This window comes from Alteromonas ulvae (assembly GCF_048987005.1).
Classification (GTDB): domain Bacteria; phylum Pseudomonadota; class Gammaproteobacteria; order Enterobacterales; family Alteromonadaceae; genus Alteromonas.
On record NZ_CP185261.1, the window covers coordinates 1,060,897 to 1,080,337 of the forward strand.

The window sequence follows — 19,441 nt, forward strand, 5'->3', positions numbered from 1 at the left end:
CTATTTAAGTGATTTCTTATTGTCCGCATCTTGCGTATATACATCGATGCCTTCTTCAAGATCTTGATAATAAGTGAGCTTTCCGTCATCAATGATGACAGCTGAAGTACAAAACTCTCGGATTTGGTCTAATTCATGGCTCACCATGATGACGCCGGCTTGCTGACTTTTTTCTTTTAGTGATAGCCGCGCTTTTTTACGAAAAAGTGGGTCGCCAACAGAGGTTGCTTCATCGATAAGGTAAATATCAAAATCTATGTTCATGCAGCATGCAAACACCAGCTTTGCTCGCATGCCTGAAGAGTAAGTGCGAACAGGAAGGTCAAAGCGTTTATCTAGTTCGGCAAATTCTTGAACCCGTTCTTCATACTCAGGAAGAGAGCGAACGTTATTAATTCTTCCCACAAAACGCGTGTTTTCACGACCCGTCATTTGTGGGTGTACACCAGTTTGAAGCGCAACCGGCCAAGACATGGCTTTATTCGTAATAACGCGGCCCCTGTCTGGGTATTCACTTTTGGCGAGCATGCGAAACAGCGTAGATTTACCGGCGCCGTTCTTCCCCAAAATAGCCACATTGTCTTCGCTTGGAAAATCAAAATTCAGATTTTTGAAAATGTACTGAGGTCCCATTTTGCTGGGATAGCTTTTGGTTAAATTTTCTATCTTTATCATCTAGACAACACTCTTTTCCATGTAATGTGATACATCGAGAGACTTAGGAATAAAAAAACAACGGTGACTGCTATCAGAAAAATAAGCGATACCCCTTTGTGCCCATAAGATTCAAAGCATGCATAACGTGCTAATTCATTGAAATGCACCAGTGGATTCCAAGTTAGGTAAGGCCAAAATTTTTCTGGTAAGTCCTGTAGGCTGAAGAATACGCAGGAAATAAACATCAGCGGTCGAGTGAGCATTGACTTGATTTTGTCAACTTCAGGTACAAATGCTGCTGCAATGGCAAATATAAGACCGATCGATATTGAAAATACCCATAACAGCAAAAACAAAAATATTAACAGTAACGGGTCATGAATTTCGAACGTCTCTCCCATGAGAAAAAGAGCTAGGGAAAGAAGTAATACAACAACGACTTTGACAGAAAATTCAAGAAACCCAGCTGTTAGTACGGCTGATATAGGCTGTACTTGTCTAAATGCATAAAGCGGTTTGTTTCGGCGCACCGATGTTGACACCGACTGTAAGCACGTCGTTAGAGACTGCAGGCCGACCATTCCTATCATCATAAAGATAAATAAAGGTACCGTGTGAATATCACCACCACTGATAAGGCCGCGTAGAAAAGAAAGCGCAAAAATAAATGCAAAAGGCTCTAAAAAGGCCCAGCCCAACCCAAATTTATCGTTAAACTTACTTTGCAACTCACGAAGGAAAAGCGCAAAGATCACACCTCTCCACGCATAGAGTTGTTCTCTAAACGTTACCATTACTATCTTGTCGCCACATTGGCAGCAACAGCAACTTGAAATACAAGCTGGGTAATATCTTTCACCGCTTGAAGCACCTTGGTATCGATAGCAGGCAGCACAATGATTTGATCGCCAGGCTCTAGCTTGCTCTCGTCACTTGATAGAAAGCCGTCGTCAATACTTGCAAAGGTAACGTTTCCGTTTTTACGCACGATTAAAATGCGCTCGTCTTCGGCTCTCTGTGTAAATCCGCCTGCCCACGCTACATAGTCTTCGGTAGTTGCCTCGGGGTTGTATACGATAGACTGAGGTAGCAGTACCTCACCTCCAACATGGACAAGATCGGTGATTTCTGGGATCACAATAGTGTCGTTCGGTTCAAGGAGAATATTCGCGATGTCACCATTTTCAGAAACTACAACCCTTCCTTGAGGCTCTACCTGTCTAGCCCGAGCAATAAAATCAGCGACCAGCTGTGCTTCTTGAGCGCGGATTGCACCTTCGCCGGTTGAGCTAATTGGTGCAGTATACATGCTGCGCTCGAGGCGCTGTAGGCCTTCTTCTATGATTTCTTTTTGCTTAATTGCCACGCTTTCTCTTAATAAAAAGATATTTTGCGTATCTGATAAGGCGGTGTCGGCTTCGATATGATCTAACACGTCAAGCAAGCGAGTGCCTTTGTCAATCATAACTTGTGAGGCGCCTGAAAAGGCTCCGGCAACATTTATGCGATAGATTTGCGGTTCGTTGTCGGCAACATACTCTACTGTATCTCCAGCTCGTAATGTCAATGTGGCAAATTCATCTATGCTTAGATATCTAGCGTATTGTTTATCACCCCTGACTCCAGCTACTGAAGCATGAGAAGCAAATTCTCCAGGACGAGCAAAGTAGTTAACTGCTTCACCATTTAACTCTTCATTCAAAAACTCAAACGTGAAGCTGTTACGCGCACCTGTTTCAACGGTAATGGTATTGCCAATGGGATGAACTAATATGGTATCGCCGTCTTTGAAAGACAGAGAAGGAAGTTTTCCGTTTCTGAAAAATGAATATAGATCTGCACTTGCTACTACTTTACTGTCTCGTATTACATCAATCTGCCGAAAACTGCCACGTTGAAAATCAACGCCGCCAGCCCTCTTTAAAAAATAGAGTACGCTATCTGAAGCAAGACCCGCATATTGTCCCGGCCTTAATACCGGCCCAGAAACGTAAACTGAAACAGGAGTAGTCGTAAGGAGGTTGACATACACGTTTACATCATTGGTGTAGACTTGTCGAATTTTGCCTGTCACAGTCTGGTTAACTGTTCCTGCTGGTGTATTTGCCACACGTATTGGACCAATGTTTGGAATAAAGATATTGCCTTGATTGTCGACAGTAACCACATCTGAAAAGTTGACCGCTCCCCACAACCAAATTGAAATTTTGTCGCCCGGTGCGACAAGGTAATTGTCATTCATCCCAGAGGTGCGCTCTGATTCAAATCCACCGATGAATAGGTTGGCCGCAAAAGGCGGGTTTTCCATTGCTGTTTGTAGAGGGAATACGGTATCTATGGTGGGCTCACCCGGCAAAGATACGCCATTTCTAGGTTGGGTTGTGAACTGACCTACAGCGCTGCCCGATTGTGTTGCTCCGGGTAGCGTTCGTTGGCTTGAAATATTGAGTGGGGATACCGCAGACGTTCCTGTAGATGAACTGTTTGTTTGCTGTGCTCGCTGCCTGAGCTGTTCAATTTGTTCGGCGCTTTGACTATTTGCGTTAGTACTAAACACTAACAATGTAAGGATAAGCGGTAATGCAACCGTATAATATTGTGTAAGCTTTATCACGTTATGAGCCATCATATGAGTTAAACGCCTTCCATGTTCATGGTTGCGACGAGTGGATTTATCAAAACCCAAACACCCTCTCTTTCGCAGGATGTGAGTTTGCCACGAGTAGTGCTAGTCTGAATGTCTGCATTACTATCGCTCAAAACAAACCTTATGCATTTATTACCAGTGGCGGAAATATACCGCTCTTTTGAATGATAGCGAGCACCGTCAAAGGTTATTGGTATGGAGTCCTTGGTATCAAAAAGCATATTAGCTCTTGGAATATTAACAGTTAATGCAGTGGTACTATTTAGCGAATAAGCTAGAGAAGAGTGAACCAATGGTATGTCAGCTTTTGTAACGGTAGGGTGAGTGGTACAACCTGTTACACCCATCATTACGGTGACAGCAGAAAAAAAATAAGTGATGTGTTTTGACATTCGCTTTCATATCCGTGTAGCAATTTGGCGATAGGATAACATAAGATTTATTAAATGCGTGATTGTGGTTTTGCTCAATGCGACACTCAATGAGCAAAAGCGAACTTAACCGCAACAATTTGTTAGATAATATGCTATTTGCGTGTATGTCGTTAGGCGTTTTTGCGAAAGATAGACCACCATTAACAAATCATTTTGTGTAAATGTTGCATAAAAATTGCATGTCATAGAACTTAAAGAAACAATTAAGCGGTCAGTAGAACTGCATCGTAGGCTTTATGTAGCTAATTTTTAGCGTCGCTTGCGATATGGCTTCACCCGAAAGGAGAGCTAGAAAGATAGCCTCTAGTGAAAAACGTAACAAGTGGCGCAAAAGAGTGACACGTTGACGCCGTAGCGTCAATTAAGCACGGCTCAAGGTAAGCGATGATATCACTGCACTTATTGTATTTTATGTTGCGGAGAAATTAGGTAATTTCGTGGCCTTTGCTTTAAGTGTAGAAAGTGTTGCAATCACGGGGCACGAATACTTTTTTTTAGGTAGGGTAGTTAGTTGAGCAAATGTCTTATATCATTGGTGGGCAATGTTATGCACAATAATGAATCAAGAAAAATTGGTGCACTTCTAGTGCAATTATGGAAAATTTTTTTTACATGGAAATAAAGTTGAAATACCTTCCAACTATTAATACTACTCCAGTCGTGTTTTCGCCAATCGACGGCAGTAAAAGGGAATTGTGTTTTTTATGCTAGCTCATTTGCAGTTTGTACCGCTTTTCACTGCATTTTTTGTCGCGCTCATTTTATTGGTGGTGATGACTCCACTTGCGCATCAATTTGGCTTGGTTGACCAGCCCACAGCGAGAAAACGTCATGCCGGAATAGTGCCTCTGACCGGCGGCGTCGCTATATTTATGGCTGTGCTGGTTGCTAGTGTTGCCACCGACGTATGGATGAAAAACAACCCACTGTTTTTTACTGCCTCAGCCTTTGTTGTTTTGCTTGGTATGCTAGATGATAGATTTGACCTTAGTGCCAAAGGCCGACTCATGTGTCAATTTGGCGTAGCGTCGATCATGGCATGGAGTGCGCAAAATTATATTACCTCATTAGGGAGTATCTTGGGGTCTGAAGAGGTAATGCTCGGTATTGGCGGTTATTTTTTCACTATTGTGTGCGTAGTAGGCGTTATTAATGCCTTTAACATGATTGATGGTATCGATGGCCTTGCCGCTGGAATGAGTTTAGTTATTCTGCTAACCGTGGCTGGTTTTCTCATTGCGTCAGGCAACGGCGTTGCTATCATGGAGCCTCTCATAATTGTTGCTGCAATTGTACCATTTTTGGCATTTAATCTTAGTTGGAAAGGTTTCAAGGGCAATAAAATATTTATGGGCGATTCCGGTAGTATGTTTGTGGGTCTTACCATAGTCTGGTTGCTTGTTGACCATACCCAAGGCGAAGGAGCAGCATTTAGGCCGATTACTGCAGTATGGCTTGTTGGCCTACCTCTTATGGACATGGCTGCTATTATGTATCGCCGTGCTAGAAAAGGGCAATCCATGTTGCGACCTGACAGACAGCACCTGCATAACATCTTTATGCGAGCGGGCTTAAGTAGCAAAAAATCGCTCATTGCAATATTAGCGCTGGGCGCGTGTTTCTGTGCAGTTGGAATACTAGGTGAAGTCTACCAAGTCTCTGAAGCTATTATGTTCTGGGGATTTATGGCGCTGCTTGTGGTGTATAGCTTTGTTATTCAGAATATCTGGAATGTCCTGCGATTTGTAAAGCGATTAACAGCTTAGCCCTCTCACAATTATCAAGTGACCCGTAAATTTGTTGAATATGCAGCAGTGAAATGCATAGAAGCCTGCAACATTTCTCTGTAAGATGCCCTTAAGAGGTGCATAGAGTACGCCTCTTTTTGCATGCACTCGTCACAATCGGTAATTCATATTGAAAAATCAATTTTCTATTCTTTTTAATAATAATCAAAAAAAATATATAGAAACTATCGTTGCAATGGCTGTATATCATGCAGACAACGTAGCATGGTTAGATGAAGCCATAAGCAGTGTTATGACGCAGGATTTTCACGATTTTTTATTTGTAATTGTTATTGATGGTTCAGTTCCTATCGCAATACTGGACACAGTGCTAAATGCTGCAAAGAAGGACAACAGAATTGTTGTTGCACAAAATTCTATGAATAGTGGACTTGCGAGCAGCATGAATTCGGCTGCGGAATTCGGTCTTACCTTAGAGCCTCAATTTTTTGTGCGAATGGACGCTGACGACATATCCGAGCCAAATCGCCTTTCCCGCCAAATATGCTACATGAGAAAACACAGCTATATTGCGGTTTTAGGCACGGGGTTAACTGAGGTTAATGAAAATGGCGATAAAGTTGGAGCGCGAGTTATGCCTGCCTCCCACAAGCAAATAGCAAGAATATTGCCTCGTCGTTGCGCGCTGAATCATCCAACGGTTGTTATTCGATATAACGTTTTTAGAGACGGACACAGATACGACAGCAGTTTGATGAATACTCAAGACTATTTTTTCTGGATAAAGTTAGCCTCTGAAGGTTATGTGTTCAGGAATTTAAAAGACCGTTTATTGAAATTTCGACGAGTGAATAATTTTTATAAACGCCGAGGACTGAGTAAGTCCTTAAACGAATTCAGAGCACGACTATACGCCATTATAAAACTAAAGCAGTTCTCACTGTATAATGTGGCCTATGCCTTTGGTGTGTTGGCATTGCGACTGATGCCAGGTAAGTTAGTGAAGCTGGCTTACAAGTTAGATAGGCACCTGCTCGAAAGGTTTGGTAAGCATTGAGTATTGGTATCGTTGTTATTCTTTACAACCCTGATGTTGAGCATGTAACTCAACTCATTACTGAGTTTGCTGGTGACGACTGGCAGATAGCGCTTATCGATAACTCTCCTCATCCTACTCAGTTAGACTTAACTAGCAACTGCAGTTATTCGCACTACCCGTCTAATCTGGGCATTGCTGAGGCGCAAAATATTGGTTTACGTGCGCTTTTTTCTCAATCAATCGGCTATTGTTTTCTTCTTGACCAAGACAGTAGCTTCTCACCTACTATCGCAGCTTCACTGTATCAACAGTTTATAACGCTTGAGAAAGTGTGTCCTGTTGCTGCTATAGGCCCATCTATTCACTGCCAATTCAGTAATACGGTGCAGGAAGGAGTGATTCAAAAAGGTAAGCAGATTTCGTTAGGGCTGAAAGAAGTGAAACAGATAATAGCCTCCGGTATGCTGATATCTTACGAGGCATTTGAAAAAGTGGGTGAGAAAGAGTCGGCATTGTTTATCGATGGTGTCGATCATGAATGGTGTTGGCGAGCAAAGCGCAAAGGGTTAAAGGTTTATCAATCTCAATTGGTCAGCATGCCACACAGGCAAGGTGATGATAGAATTAAAGTACTTGGAATAACCTTTAAGCAGGGAGCGCCTGTAAGGCTGTACTACCAGCTGAGAAATGTGCTTATCTTAAGTCGCCGACGCTATGTCCCTTTTTATTGGAAATGCCGTCATCTTTTCGCAATACCACTGCGTTACATTGTGAATCGGTTTGTTTTTGAGAATGGACAAGAGCGAGGTCAGTTTATGCGAAAAGGACTTAGAGACGGCTTTAAAAAGACCTACGGCCCTTTGAAATAGTTATTGAGGTTATTTCAAAGGGCCAGTATTCGTCTTAAACCATCTTCTCTTTCACCAGATTGGTGCGTGATATATCATACCGTCACAAATTTGGTGCTAGAAAACTACAAGAACGACTTAATTGAGCACTGAAGCCGTATTTATGCTCAAAAAATGTGAATTGGAACATCGATTGCATCGTTCTGCGCAAGCAGACGTGTTTATTCGACACACAACCTTTATTAAGTGGCGGTAAAGAGAACGTCCAGGAATTTGAACAAAAAGGATATAGATTATGAGTCAAGTAAAAAAGGCAGTTATTCCAGTAGCAGGTTTAGGAACACGGATGCTGCCTGCTACAAAGGCAATACCGAAGGAAATGCTTCCCGTTGTTGATAAGCCTCTAATTCAATACGTAGTTAGCGAATGTGTTGCTGCAGGCCTAAAAGAAATTATATTGGTTACCCATGCAAGTAAAAACAGTATTGAAAATCACTTCGACACTTCTTTTGAGCTAGAAGCCACGCTAGAAGCCCGTGTTAAGCGTCAACTTCTCGAGGAAGTTCAGTCCATTTGCCCTAAGGATGTTACGATTATGCACATCCGTCAGGGGGTTGCTAACGGGCTTGGTCATGCAGTGCTTTGCGCACGCCCTCTTATTGGTGATGCCCCGTTTGCAGTTGTATTACCCGATGTCATCATAGACGATGCAGCAAGTAATCCGAAAAAAGACAACTTAGCCAACATGGTTGCTAAATTTAACACCAGCCGTGTTAGTCAAGTTATGGTAGAGCAGGTTGCTCAGGAAGATATCTCTAAATTTGGTATTGCAGATCTTGACGGTGCGTCCATCACTCAAGGTGAGTCAGCGAAAATTCACAAAATGGTAGAGAAACCACCACTTGATGAAGCGCCATCAGATTTGGCGGTGGTGGGGCGTTATGTGCTTTCAGAAAAAATTTGGGACCTCCTTGAGTTTACTCCTCCAGGTGCAGGCGGAGAAGTTCAGCTAACCGACGCTATTGATGCACTAATGAAGTTAGAGCAAGTGGATGCATACTACATGAAAGGAAAGAGCCATGATTGTGGAAGTAAACTTGGCTACATGAAAGCGAATGTCGAATATGCGCTCCGACACCCGACTTTGGGTGAAGAGTTTAAAAAGTTTTTAGCTACAGTTAAAAGCTAGTAGCTGAACTCGACGAATTAAAAAATGCGCCTCTCACTGGCGCATTTTTTCAATATGAATACCTCAATCAACTTTCACCAAGCTCTGAATTTTCGACAGCATTTTGTTGCCAATACCTTTTACTTCGGTTAATTGTGCTACTTCTAAAAATGGTCCAACTTGTTCTCGATAGTCAATAATTGCTTTGGCTTTTGACAAACCAACACCTGGCAGCGTCTGTAATTCAGCAAGTGATGCCAAGTTTAAATCAAGCTTATTTGAGACCGACTGGGTAAAGTTATCCCCATTGTTGTCAGCATCTGTATCTTGTGAATAGGCCGCAGGCATGTGCAGAGACAGAGCGGTGAGTAACAGTAATCCAGATAGTATTTTTTTCATCGTCGTTCCTTGTTTTAACGGTGTACACCATTTGTACAACAAGAATAGTACGAGAATAGCTGGATATGGCTAGTCCAGTTTTAGTACAGGTTTGAAATACTTGAAGGGTGAGTAGAAAAAAAATAGCGGGCATCGCCCGCTATTTTCGTTTTTAACTGAGGATTTATAGACGTTCAATCAATGCGTCAGTAAACTCGAGCGTACCCGCTTCGCCACCAAGGTCGCGTGTGGTGCGGTCACCGCTCTCAATGACATCTTTTAGTGCTGAGCGAATCTTTTCTGCTTTGTCGCTCATGTTTAGATACTCTAGCATTTGCGCTGCAGCTAAGATGACTGAGGTTGGGTTAGCGAGGTTTTTACCTGCAATATCTGGAGCTGAACCGTGAACTGCTTCAAAAATAGCACAGTCTTCGCCGATGTTTGCACCAGGTGCCATACCTAGGCCGCCTACAAGTCCTGCACATAAGTCAGAAAGAATGTCACCGAATAAGTTTGTCGTAACAATTACATCGAACTGGTGCGGGTTCATAACGAGTTGCATACAGCAGTTATCGACAATCATTTCTGCTGATTCAATGTCTGGGTAACGCTCACCAACTTCACGCGCTACTTTAAGGAAAAGCCCCGACGTTGACTTTAGGATATTTGCTTTGTGAACAGCAGTAACTTTCTTTCTGCCTTCGCGGCGAGCAAGTTCGTAGGCAAAGGTCACGATCTTCTCTGCGCCGTCACGTGTAATCTTACTCATGGCTTCAGCTTCGTTGCCATCTTCAGACACTACTTGGCCGAGGCCAGAGTACATACCCTGCGTGTTTTCGCGAACAGTAATGATATCGATGTCTTCGTAGCGCGCTTTTGTGCCTTTAAAAGAGATTACTGGGCGAAGATTTGCATACAGTTTAAATTGTTTGCGAAGGCTAACGTTGATAGAGGTGAACCCTTCCCCTACAGGAGTAGTCAGAGGGCCTTTAAGTGCTACTTTGTTCTTTGCAATGAGATCGAGTGTCTCTTGTGGTAACAGTTCGCCATGTTCCTCTAAAGCAACAAGTCCTGCGTCGGCATAGTCATAGGCGAAGTTACAGCCAACCTTGTCCAAAATCTTTGTGGTTGCGTCGATGATATCCGGGCCAATGCCGTCACCGCGAATGACTGTAATGTGTTGCTGAGTCATGATGAGAGATCCTCTAGTAATTCTGTTGTCTGAGTCGTTAGGTAATTATGCACCGCTGTATTCTAGCGAGCAGAACACGCCATTGCTTGCCTGCTTATTATAATCTTGAAAAAAGTAGGGGATAGTAAAATATTGCAGTGCAAAAGTTCCCATATTTTATACGATAGAAGGCATAAGTTATAGCCATTCGTAAATATAAATTGGAACAGGCAGCATCTTATCTATTCAGCAAATGCCGTAAAGCGTGGTCGCATTCAAAAATAAGTGCGTCACTTGTGAAAGTCAGATTTATAGCCTTAGTAAACGCCAGTGCAACAAATAGCGGCGGACTGATAGTGCTTCCCAACGAGAACATTAACTAGCGGGGTAGTGGACATACTAAGTGAGTTCTTTGTTCATCTACGATGTGCGTTAGATCACTAGAGGACAAGGACAATACAGACGTCCATATTTTTGCTTCTTTAAAGCTAGAAAAATCTTCATCAGGTGGACTTAACAAATATGTTTTTGCTAAATAAAAACCCAATGATATGACTGCATGCTCTTTTTTTAACGAACTGGGTACGGCTTCATTTGCTTTATTGCATTGATGAAGCACTGCTCGCCACGTAGCGCTTTGATGCCAGTTTTTAGCTAGTTCTCCTGCGATAGAGAGCCAAGGCAATGGGGTCGTTATTTTAAACGTATTATTGATGGAAAAGTTAGGATTTGCGCGAATAGGCAGCTTGGATATTACTTTCAAGCCTGGCAGTGTGAAAAGTGGTGAGCAAGCAAAAGTCATAGTAAGTGCAGCCGATTGGGCCGTAAACTTAGTCTTTGTTAGCGACGCAATATGACTGGCAAAAGCGCTAGCAACCAGTGTGAATTGTTTGCAGGTATCGACAAGAGGAAACTCATGTTGTGTTAAGCGCTCCATCAAAGCAAATTGAACGAGCATATCGCCTATGCGTTCGGTGCCGTAAGTCAGCACCGCCTGTTTAATATTGTTTACCGGCAGTTGCAGGCGGTTATCTTGGCTCGCCGTGCGTATTAAAAACTGATTGAACGCAGGGGTGTGATCTATCTTCTTGCAAAGGCTTGGAATGTCGATGTCGCGTTTTTGCAGCTCGTCGATAATGTGCAAAAGTGCCGAGGGGGGGAGTTGAATGCCAAATGCTGTTGGAAAAAAAGGCTGCCCCCCTTTTACCAATCGAGCCGTTCTCGTTTCATCAAAAAGTGCAATAAATTTTTCAAAATCAATGTATTGATGTATAGGCGTGCGCACTGATGAAGACGGCACCCAATTGCACTCGCGCTCGGCACTTTGAGAAACCGCTGCAAAACTATGGTTGTTCTGTATGTCTACAATGGTTGCCGGAACACCACTGACATACACTTTCTCGCCAGGCATAGCCCGTTCAAAAAGAGCGGACAGAGGAGATAATAAAAGGTGATGATGCACAGGAATTAAGCGTGCGCATTGAGAAAAGAGATTGTGCCTTTTTTCTGCCGACGCGCTGCTTATAATCTTAGAAAGTAAACAAAGTCGTTGTGCCCGGTTGAGTTTAGTACTGGCAAGGGCATGAGCGTTTTTGACAGAAAATGCCACCCGTTTGAGACGTAAAATATCCAGCCAACATGACAAGCCTTTTGCGCGTAAGAATTCAGAAAGTGTTCTACTGTCACTGTGGTTTTTATCTCTGCTATCGTCATTTTTACGTTCGACACCAGTGTCGTTGCTATTGTTTAAATCATCAAGGTGATAGAGGGCCAAGGTTGCCGCGATAATGTGCTGGAGATAGTGATCGTTAAAATGGTTTAGCTTCCCAAAAGCTGTTAACAACAGTACATGGGCCAGCTGTGGGGGCAGTGAATTTTTAGTGGTGTTAACTGCTAACGCTACGGCAGGCTCCTCGTTAGCTAAAGCTAAAGCTAGCTTCGCATTGTTAAGCCAAATGCTTACTTTTTTATCAACGCTTTCAGAGGGCGTCGGCACAGAAATTATCTGGGAAAACGTAGACTGAATATCGGCTAATGCCATAAGCAGTTAGCTTTCCTGATAGCTTGAGTAGGCACCTTCTCCCCAAGCAATAAGCTTGTCATTCTCAAACAGTAGAGGCGTGCACTCATCCTGAGTGGTTAACCCATCGGCTCGGACGTGCTGTGTTCGAAAAAACATGACTTGAATAGCATTCACACCTTGGCGTTTTGCCTCAGTCAAATCAGGTGAGCCGAGTAGTGCAAGCACCTCCTCTCGCGTGCTGCCTAATTTAAGCTTGGTAATTTGAACGCGGTTGTACTCTTCTCGGTCCTTCCAGTCCATATTCTCTGGCTTATCTGGATAAAACGCAATAATCATAAATACAAATAAAGCGTACAGTCCTACGCCAGCAAGGATGAGTCGAATAACTTTGGTGTTCATAACCGTTACTTCTCGTGAATTAATTAATGTCGTTGATGCAAGCTTAAAAGCCTATTGCTGATATGCAATGTGGCTTAATAACGCGGGCTGACAAATAGCTGCGCAAATAAAACCCTGCGATCCCTATCAGCTTTTTCCCAGTTATCTCGAGCTTATTATACTATTTTAAGTCTACCGTAAATTGTATGAGAATAATAAGTGATAATAGTAAGTGTTCATGTCTGGCTTCAAATAAGAGTAACGGCAAAAGCGAAATCATTGCGCTACATTTGAAGCGGCTAGCAGTGCAACATTTTACTTCACTAAATAGCAAGGCTCGTAAGCGCTGCCAGGAAGCTTCATTCGGTGTTGTTTTACAAATGATTCTAGCAGTACATCAACATGCTTCATTAACGCCTTGTCGCCGGTAATCTCAAAAGGCCCGTTTTCTTTTATCTGCTTAATCCCTTCTGCTTTTACGTTACCGGCAACGATACCTGAGAACGCTTTTCTTAAGTTTGACGCTAGATTGCTTCCGCTTTGGTTATGGTCAAGTTGAAGCTCTGCCATACTCTTGTGCGTTGGAACAAACGGCTGTTGAAAATCTCTTTCTATTTTTAATGACCAATTAAAACTAAACGCATCTCCCATTGCACCGCGATATTTTTTTACTTTCTCCAGTCCTTTACGCAAAGCGCGTGCTACTTCTTCGGGGTCGTTTACAATAATTTGGTATTTCTTCTGGGCTTCTTTACCCAAGGTCTCAGCAATAAAAGTATCTATCGCTTCAAAATACGCTTCACTGCCCGCAGGGCCGGTAAGAATGACAGGGAAAGGCTGTTGGTCATTTCTTTCATTCATTAGAATACCAAGAAGATACAGCAGCTCCTCAGCCGTGCCTACACCGCCTGGGAATATGACAATGCCGTGTGCCAAACGCACAAACGCCTCTAGGCGCTTTTCAATGTCAGGCATTATGATGAGCTCATTAACAATCGCATTAGGTGGCTCAGCGGCAATAATACTAGGCTCAGAAATACCTATGTACCTACCGGATTTGTGTCTTTGCTTAGCATGACCTATTGCTGCACCTTTCATTGGGCCTTTCATTGCACCTGGCCCACAGCCAGTACAAATATTCATGTCTCTAAGACCAAGCTGATAGCCCACTTCTTTAGTGTATTTATACTCAATTTGATTAATGGAGTGGCCGCCCCAGCATACAATGGTATTAACGCCATCGTTGCCCTCTAGCGCTTTAGCATGGCGAAGCATATCAAACACCATATCGGTAATCTGTGCGCCATCTGCTGGTGAGTGTTGATGTAAGAAATCATACTTATCGCCCATGTACAGTAAGTCTCGCAACACTGCGAATAAGTGCTCATGAACGCCTCTTACGAGGTTGTCGTCTACAAAGGCGACTTCTGGAGGGTTAATCAACTCAATTTTCACGCCGCGCTCACGGCGTACAAGTCTTATATCGAAACTTTCATAGGGGGCGAATAAGGATTCAAAATTATCTTCATCAACACCGCTGTTTAACACGGCAAGAGAGCAATTTCGAAACATGGTAAAGAGTTCGCTATCGGAAGCATCCTGCAGACGCGCAACTTCAGCTTGTGACAGTTGGCTCATCCAACCCATTGGGTTTAGCTGTACTTTTATCATCACACTACTTCCTATTTTTGGGCGTCGATGTCAGTAACGACTTGATTTCGGCCATTTCGTTTAGCTTGATAAAGGTAGTTGTCTGCTCGCTCAAAAGCCGAATCAATGGTATCTGTTGAGGTAAATGACGTACCTCCGAGCGATACAGTAATTACCACTTTTTCTTGCTTAAACTTGAGTTGCATACTTTCTAAATCTTTTCTAATAGCCTCTAGTTTTTCTCGTAGTTTTGTCTCGTTGGTATCGGGCAGAAGCACCACAAACTCCTCGCCGCCCCAGCGCGCCAGAAACTGATCGCCAGCCATATGACGCTTAAATGCTCGGCTAACAAGCTGCAGCGTTTTATCACCAGCGGAATGACCGAACTTGTCGTTAATTGATTTGAAGAAATCAATGTCGATAAGAGCAATAGAAAGTGGCTTTTTGGATGATTGGAAGTGCTGATGCGCTATAGCTAACTGTTCATTGTACGCTTGACGGTTAGGTAAACGGGTAAGTGCGTCTGTTTTACTTTGCATAACCTGTTCGGCAATTTTCCGCTTATAAGAATCAGTTTGCTGCTGAAGTTTATTGATTCTGTCCTGCATTGACGACAATAACGAAATGAGTGCTGTTTGGCTCTCGCTGTCGCTTGCCTGGGTATCCGTCAGCGTTTTTGACAGTACCTTGATACATGACTGTGTTTGCGTTTTAAGCGCGTCAAAAGAATCGGTTGTAGAAACTGCTTCTTCAATATTGTCGATATAGGTTTTCAGCTCAGCATTACTAGCTGTGCGTTGCTCAAACTGCGCTTTGCTTCCATCAATACTTTTACTGACGTCTTCGCCGATTTTGCCCAGTGACGTATGCAGGCCCTGGATTACCTTTCCGGTTAAACTCGCTTCTGTCATGGCGTCTTGCACTATCATGCGAAGTACTACGACACAACTTTCTAGTAGCTGCTCGTTAGCCATGCCTTGATCAAGCCGCTTTTTGATATCTAAAAGCTGTCTATCGTTGGGTTTTTTCTCTGTGTATGAAGTCACTAGCTGGTTTAGCTCTATAAATATAGAGCGGTAAAAATGAGCGCTTCCTTGCTCCGTACCATCATCTTCCGCTGACGGTCGCTGTGTTGATTTGGCCGTTTCGTGCGTCGCAGAACCTTCTGATAATAAACCTTTTACGTGTTTACCAAGAGCAACTCTGTGCAGCTGAACTGCTCTAGCATAGAGCCTGTAAATGCTGAATATATCTGATACAGGCTGATTAAGCTTTATGAGTTCTTGAGTAGCAAGACTGCGAAGCGCTTCGTCTTCAAAGATTATTTTCTGCAGTTGCTTCATGGCATCTTCAATAGATGACACTGTATCAAGGCTGTACTTGCGAAGGCTAATGTCTTGATGCTGAAGCGCCGCATTCAGTTTATTAATACTGACCGTAGCTAAACTGAAATTGGGTGTGCCGGATAGGTGTCCGCGCAAGGTTTTCAGTTCACCGTCAACCTTGTCTGAAAAACCCTCATAAAAAGATGAGAGTTTTATAATGAATTGGCACAATAGCGCATTATTTTTTTTGTACGCTTGCAGCTGTTTATCTTCCATGTTGCTCATCTTTTGTTGTTTGTAGACACGTTACATTTTTAAGCTCAGCATACGTCTATTGTCGAGCTTGACGATGGTTAGGGTATGGCGCCTCAAAATTGGTACGAAACGGGTTGATATCGAGTCCGCCTCTTCGTGTATACCGAGCGCATACCGTCAGTTTTGTCGGCTTGCAGTGATTGAAGATGTCGCTGTATATGCGTTCAACACATTGCTCGTGAAATTCATTGTGTTGTCTGAAACTAATCAAATATCGCAGCAAGCCTTCGTGATCAATTGGCGCACCTGTATACCTAATTTGAATACTTGCCCAATCTGGCTGACTGGTAATTAGGCAGTTAGATTTCAGTAAATGAGAAACAAGCGTTTCACTCACCTCATTGCCATTATCTGATGATGCTAAACCAAGATACCGAGTGTCGGGCTCATAATTATCAATCTCAATATCAAGCTCATCGAGCAATGTACCTTTGAACTCTCTGAATTGTAGTGTTTCAAATTCACTTGGTAAAATCAGGTTAACTTCAACATCTTTACCCGCGCAGGCAGATAAATCTTTTTTGAGCACTGATTTTACGTCATTGCTGCTTTGGAAACGGGTTTGATTAAAGCTGTTTAGATAAAGCTTAAACGACTTCGACTCAATCAGGTTTTCAGAGGTAATTGGCACCATGCATTCAAGAATTGCGACCTGAGGTTTACCCTTCATATTGAGCCAGGATAATTCATAGCCTGTCCACGTATCGATACCTTCAAAGGGAAGCGCATCAGAGGAAGGAGCTTTTGATTTAAAAGACAGTGTGTCTCTACTTAGACTACGAGGCACCCCTTGAAGGAGCGCAGGGTTGTATTCATACTCGTAGTCTACTTGTTTACCTAGCGAGAGGTCATCTGGTGCAGAAATAGTAATTTTTTCTCGTTTGTTGTCTGTCGACATAAGAACCCTAATGCATTAATCGGTATATCATCGCCAAACGTTGACTTGGCCTGTTTTACGTATAGTGTAACCCAAAAATACGAAGGTAAATAAATAATGGCTCTGTCTATTTGCGAACAGCTGGATAATTTTGTTTCATCTTATGTCGAGAATGCCAGCGAAGGTGTTCTGTCCATTCCTTATGACAAGGAGTGGCCCTCGCTGTGTTACAAAAGCGAAGGCGAGCAGGGGTGGCATGGACAACAGGGGCTACAGGGGAAAATAGTACCTTGGCAGCCTGTGAAACAAACAAAGCCACTGTCTTTTGATAATGTAGGTTCTGCCCTTGAACTCAGCTTAGACAGTGACTACTGCACCTATTTCACTCGTTATTTTAGCAATAACCTTAGTGCAACAGCCCCTCAGGGTGAATGCGAGCTACTTCAGGTGTGGAATGAAGAAGATTTCGAGCGACTACAGCAAAACCTTATAGGTCACTTGCTTATGAAGCAACGGTTAGAACAGTCGCCAACGCTATTTTTTGGGTTGACCGATGAAGAGGACTTTATATTAACGGTAATCAACGAAACAGGCGAGGTTGCATTGGAGCAGGTGGGAAGGGAGCCAAAAGAAATTTTGGCGCCATCTCTGGCTACTTTTCTTTCTACCCTAAAGCCAAGCTCTGCGAGTTGATAACGTCAATCTTACAATACCGGCGAATAGCCGCTCACTGCCAGTCGCGTAGGTTATTGCCGGTCGCGTAATAAGGACTCTAGTGAAGCTTTTAGCGTCTCTATTTCTCGTTCTAGTGCATCTACACGAGTCGCCAGGCTAACGGCGTCATCGCTAGGCTGTATATCGTGCTGCGAATTTTCAGATTGGACTCTCGGAGCACTAGCATTAAAGCGCTTAATGGCATCTATTGCCTCAGTGACCGACACCTTAAATGGCGCTTTTGAACGAAGAATACCCACACTTGGCGTCTTGCCTTCTTCCTGCATTTTTTGGCAGATAATGATTAATTGGTTGATGGTGTTGTTCATAGTTTATTTGTTACTACCCTAATGTTTATGCCGACTGTCAACGTGTCGCCCTGAATGTATTGCCTTCAATGTGCCGCCTTCAATGTATTGGTGGTGAAAGCCTTTTAGTTTTAAATAAACGGTTAGCACCGAACTAATTATCAATTCTTATGTTCATTTCCTAAAGCACTGTAAGGTATATCAAACTAATTCTCGGCGCGGAATTAAATGTTAAAAAGACTAATAATTTGCCTTATCCGCTAATTGTTAACGCATTTAGTATATAGCTTTTTTGATAAATTGTTTAAAAACATAGGCTTAAGTTTTGGCTCTATTTTTGATTGTCACTTACTAAGTTTGCGTCTTGCAAAGTTTGCCATCTTACGGTGCAACGACTCAGCAACGGCGCAGGGCGTGTTGATCATTTTGGCCGAAGATTTTATCGCAATGGTCTAAACGCACTAAATAAGTTTAATAATAATTAAGGAATATACATGAAAACACTCATTCTTTCTGTCGCTGTCGCGTCTTCATTACTACTTTCTGGCTGTGTTGTTTCTGTAGGAGGTGGCTCTGATAGTCACTACGGTTCAGATTGGGAAGATAGAGAATTCAATAATCGTAAACACATCGCTAATCTTGAGGTTGGGGTCGGCTATGAAACGGTATTGAGGAAAATGGGAGTTGCTGACTTTAACGAACTTTTTGAAAAAGCAGATGGCACATACCGCGTACTTTATTACCGTACTCAGAAAACGATGGGTGATGGCGTAACAACAAAAGACGAATGTACACCACTGGTATTTAGAAATGGGAACCTTGCGGGTTGGGGAGACAGCGCCTACAGCCTAATGCATTAAAAGTTGTTAGTAAAAAGTTAACAGGTGGCGGGTTTTCGCGTAGTCTAATCACTAATCAATTCTACAGCGTATGAGTTATGGCCTTTAAAATTTGCGTGAACCGTAATTTCAGTGGTCATTTTTTACATTGCGAACTTAGATATAAGCCTACACGGAGGCCCACTCATGGATATCGAATCAAATGAGGCTGTTCTTGCTCCATCAGCCGATACGGTCAAAGCCATCTATCTTGGGGTTGATGATTTAAAAATTGCGGCGTCTATTCTTTATAACGCCTATGTGGATGACCCTCTATTTTTAGAAATTTTCCAAGCAGAAAAAGAAGGCTACGAGAGTCGTCTGCGCTCGGCGATCCGAGAAGAGCTTAATGCGTTTTGGGTTGCAGAACAGCCTATGATAGGACTGTTTGATGCTGAACGTTTAATTGCAGTAGCGTGTCTTACTGCGCCTGATGCGGCATTTGGTGCGGGGCGATATTGGCACTGGCGACTTCGCATGTTGCTTACCGCCGGGCTTTTCGGGACAAAACAAATGCTTGAAAAGGAAGAAAAAGTAAGAACCCTTGTACCGGCAGAGAATTTTCATATGCTCAGCTTCATTGCCGTCCATCCTGATCATCAAGAACACGGTTTAGGTCATATCCTACTCGGCGCAATCGACAGTGTGGTTGAAGAAGACGCTAAAAGTGCAGGTATTGCGGTATTCGTTACTATTGATAAGCATAAATCTTTCTTTGGCGATGACAAATACAGTGTTGTTGGTAATTTATCCTTATCTCATGTCAATGGGGCGGTGATGTTCAGAGCAAAGTAGCGGCGGTAACTTTTCCAATCTGCAAATACTAAAAAAGTGATTGGGAAATGGGGTGTTACCGATATATTTGGTACTGAGCAGTATAGAG

At 43.0% G+C, this 19,441-nt stretch carries 19 protein-coding genes; 7 read left to right on the forward strand and 12 right to left on the reverse strand.

Translation table 11 applies throughout. The features are described from left to right. From ACOJR9_RS04650 to ACOJR9_RS04665, 4 genes are read right to left on the reverse strand one after another with little or no spacing between them, the layout of a single operon-like run. Entirely contained in the window at positions 1-675 is a 675-nt protein-coding gene (locus tag ACOJR9_RS04650) for an ABC transporter ATP-binding protein (protein WP_420935201.1), read from the reverse strand. Continuing rightward, positions 672-1,451, reverse strand: coding sequence for an ABC transporter permease (locus ACOJR9_RS04655; protein ID WP_420935202.1), 780 nt, complete (start codon positions 1,449-1,451; stop codon positions 672-674). Before ACOJR9_RS04655 ends, ACOJR9_RS04650 begins: the two co-directional genes overlap by 4 nt. A gap of 2 nt (positions 1,452-1,453) precedes the next feature. Next, a complete protein-coding gene (locus tag ACOJR9_RS04660; protein ID WP_420936052.1) occupies positions 1,454-3,283 on the reverse strand; it encodes a polysaccharide biosynthesis/export family protein in 1,830 nt (609 codons plus the stop codon). 8 nt (positions 3,284-3,291) lie between these two features. Continuing rightward, positions 3,292-3,696 carry a hypothetical protein gene (locus ACOJR9_RS04665; protein WP_420935203.1) on the reverse strand — a complete coding sequence of 135 codons (405 nt, stop codon included), beginning with the start codon at positions 3,694-3,696 and terminating at the stop codon, positions 3,292-3,294. A gap of 746 nt (positions 3,697-4,442) precedes the next feature. On the opposite strand from ACOJR9_RS04665, the gene wecA reads away from it, so the two are divergent. The 4 genes from wecA to galU all read left to right on the forward strand — a co-directional run bounded on the left by wecA (position 4,443) and on the right by galU (position 8,562). Continuing rightward, on the forward strand, positions 4,443-5,504 hold the full coding sequence (gene wecA, locus ACOJR9_RS04670; protein WP_420935204.1) for a UDP-N-acetylglucosamine--undecaprenyl-phosphate N-acetylglucosaminephosphotransferase: 1,062 nt from the start codon (positions 4,443-4,445) through the stop codon (positions 5,502-5,504). A gap of 151 nt (positions 5,505-5,655) precedes the next feature. Continuing rightward, positions 5,656-6,543: a glycosyltransferase gene (locus ACOJR9_RS04675; RefSeq protein WP_420935205.1), complete on the forward strand. Its 888-nt coding sequence runs from the start codon at positions 5,656-5,658 to the stop codon at positions 6,541-6,543. After that, entirely contained in the window at positions 6,540-7,394 is an 855-nt protein-coding gene (locus ACOJR9_RS04680; RefSeq protein ID WP_420935206.1) for a glycosyltransferase family 2 protein, read from the forward strand. The genes ACOJR9_RS04675 and ACOJR9_RS04680 overlap by 4 nt, the downstream gene beginning before the upstream one ends. Before the next feature lie 274 nt (positions 7,395-7,668). After that, positions 7,669-8,562, forward strand: a complete 894-nt coding sequence (gene galU, locus ACOJR9_RS04685; RefSeq protein ID WP_420935207.1) for a UTP--glucose-1-phosphate uridylyltransferase GalU — start codon at positions 7,669-7,671, stop codon at positions 8,560-8,562. A gap of 63 nt (positions 8,563-8,625) precedes the next feature. Here the strand turns inward: galU and ACOJR9_RS04690 are convergent, their stop codons facing one another. From ACOJR9_RS04690 to queF, 7 genes are all read right to left on the reverse strand, one after another. Then, complete coding sequence (locus ACOJR9_RS04690; protein ID WP_420935208.1) at positions 8,626-8,940, reverse strand: ComEA family DNA-binding protein; 315 nt, start codon at positions 8,938-8,940, stop codon at positions 8,626-8,628. Positions 8,941-9,103: 163 nt separating this feature from the next. After that, on the reverse strand, positions 9,104-10,111 hold the full coding sequence (locus ACOJR9_RS04695) for an isocitrate dehydrogenase (protein ID WP_163105195.1): 1,008 nt from the start codon (positions 10,109-10,111) through the stop codon (positions 9,104-9,106). A 358-nt stretch (positions 10,112-10,469) separates the two neighbouring features. After that, positions 10,470-12,131: a histidine kinase gene (locus ACOJR9_RS04700; RefSeq protein WP_420935209.1), complete on the reverse strand. Its 1,662-nt coding sequence runs from the start codon at positions 12,129-12,131 to the stop codon at positions 10,470-10,472. Positions 12,132-12,137: 6 nt separating this feature from the next. Next, positions 12,138-12,512 (reverse strand): DUF3192 domain-containing protein, encoded by a 375-nt coding sequence (locus ACOJR9_RS04705; protein ID WP_032094325.1) that lies wholly within the window; start codon positions 12,510-12,512, stop codon positions 12,138-12,140. A 294-nt stretch (positions 12,513-12,806) separates the two neighbouring features. Continuing rightward, a complete protein-coding gene (gene ppnN / locus ACOJR9_RS04710; protein WP_420936053.1) occupies positions 12,807-14,162 on the reverse strand; it encodes a nucleotide 5'-monophosphate nucleosidase PpnN in 1,356 nt (451 codons plus the stop codon). An 11-nt stretch (positions 14,163-14,173) separates the two neighbouring features. Beyond that, a complete protein-coding gene (locus ACOJR9_RS04715) occupies positions 14,174-15,742 on the reverse strand; it encodes a diguanylate cyclase domain-containing protein (protein ID WP_420935210.1) in 1,569 nt (522 codons plus the stop codon). A 55-nt stretch (positions 15,743-15,797) separates the two neighbouring features. Beyond that, complete coding sequence (gene queF, locus ACOJR9_RS04720; protein WP_420935211.1) at positions 15,798-16,679, reverse strand: NADPH-dependent 7-cyano-7-deazaguanine reductase QueF; 882 nt, start codon at positions 16,677-16,679, stop codon at positions 15,798-15,800. Positions 16,680-16,775: 96 nt separating this feature from the next. Here queF and syd point away from each other — a divergent pair, with 96 nt between their 5' ends. After that, on the forward strand, positions 16,776-17,351 hold the full coding sequence (gene syd / locus ACOJR9_RS04725; RefSeq protein ID WP_420935212.1) for a SecY-interacting protein: 576 nt from the start codon (positions 16,776-16,778) through the stop codon (positions 17,349-17,351). Positions 17,352-17,404: 53 nt separating this feature from the next. Here the strand turns inward: syd and ACOJR9_RS04730 are convergent, their stop codons facing one another. Further along, a complete protein-coding gene (locus ACOJR9_RS04730; RefSeq protein ID WP_420935213.1) occupies positions 17,405-17,701 on the reverse strand; it encodes a hypothetical protein in 297 nt (98 codons plus the stop codon). 473 nt (positions 17,702-18,174) lie between these two features. Between ACOJR9_RS04730 and ACOJR9_RS04735 the strand changes: the two genes are divergently transcribed. Beyond that, the gene (locus ACOJR9_RS04735; protein WP_032094329.1) at positions 18,175-18,540 is read left to right on the forward strand and encodes a DUF3192 domain-containing protein; all 366 of its coding nucleotides are present in this window, start codon (positions 18,175-18,177) and stop codon (positions 18,538-18,540) included. A gap of 165 nt (positions 18,541-18,705) precedes the next feature. Continuing rightward, the gene (locus ACOJR9_RS04740; protein WP_420935214.1) at positions 18,706-19,353 is read left to right on the forward strand and encodes a GNAT family N-acetyltransferase; all 648 of its coding nucleotides are present in this window, start codon (positions 18,706-18,708) and stop codon (positions 19,351-19,353) included. Positions 19,354-19,441 lie beyond the last annotated feature (88 nt).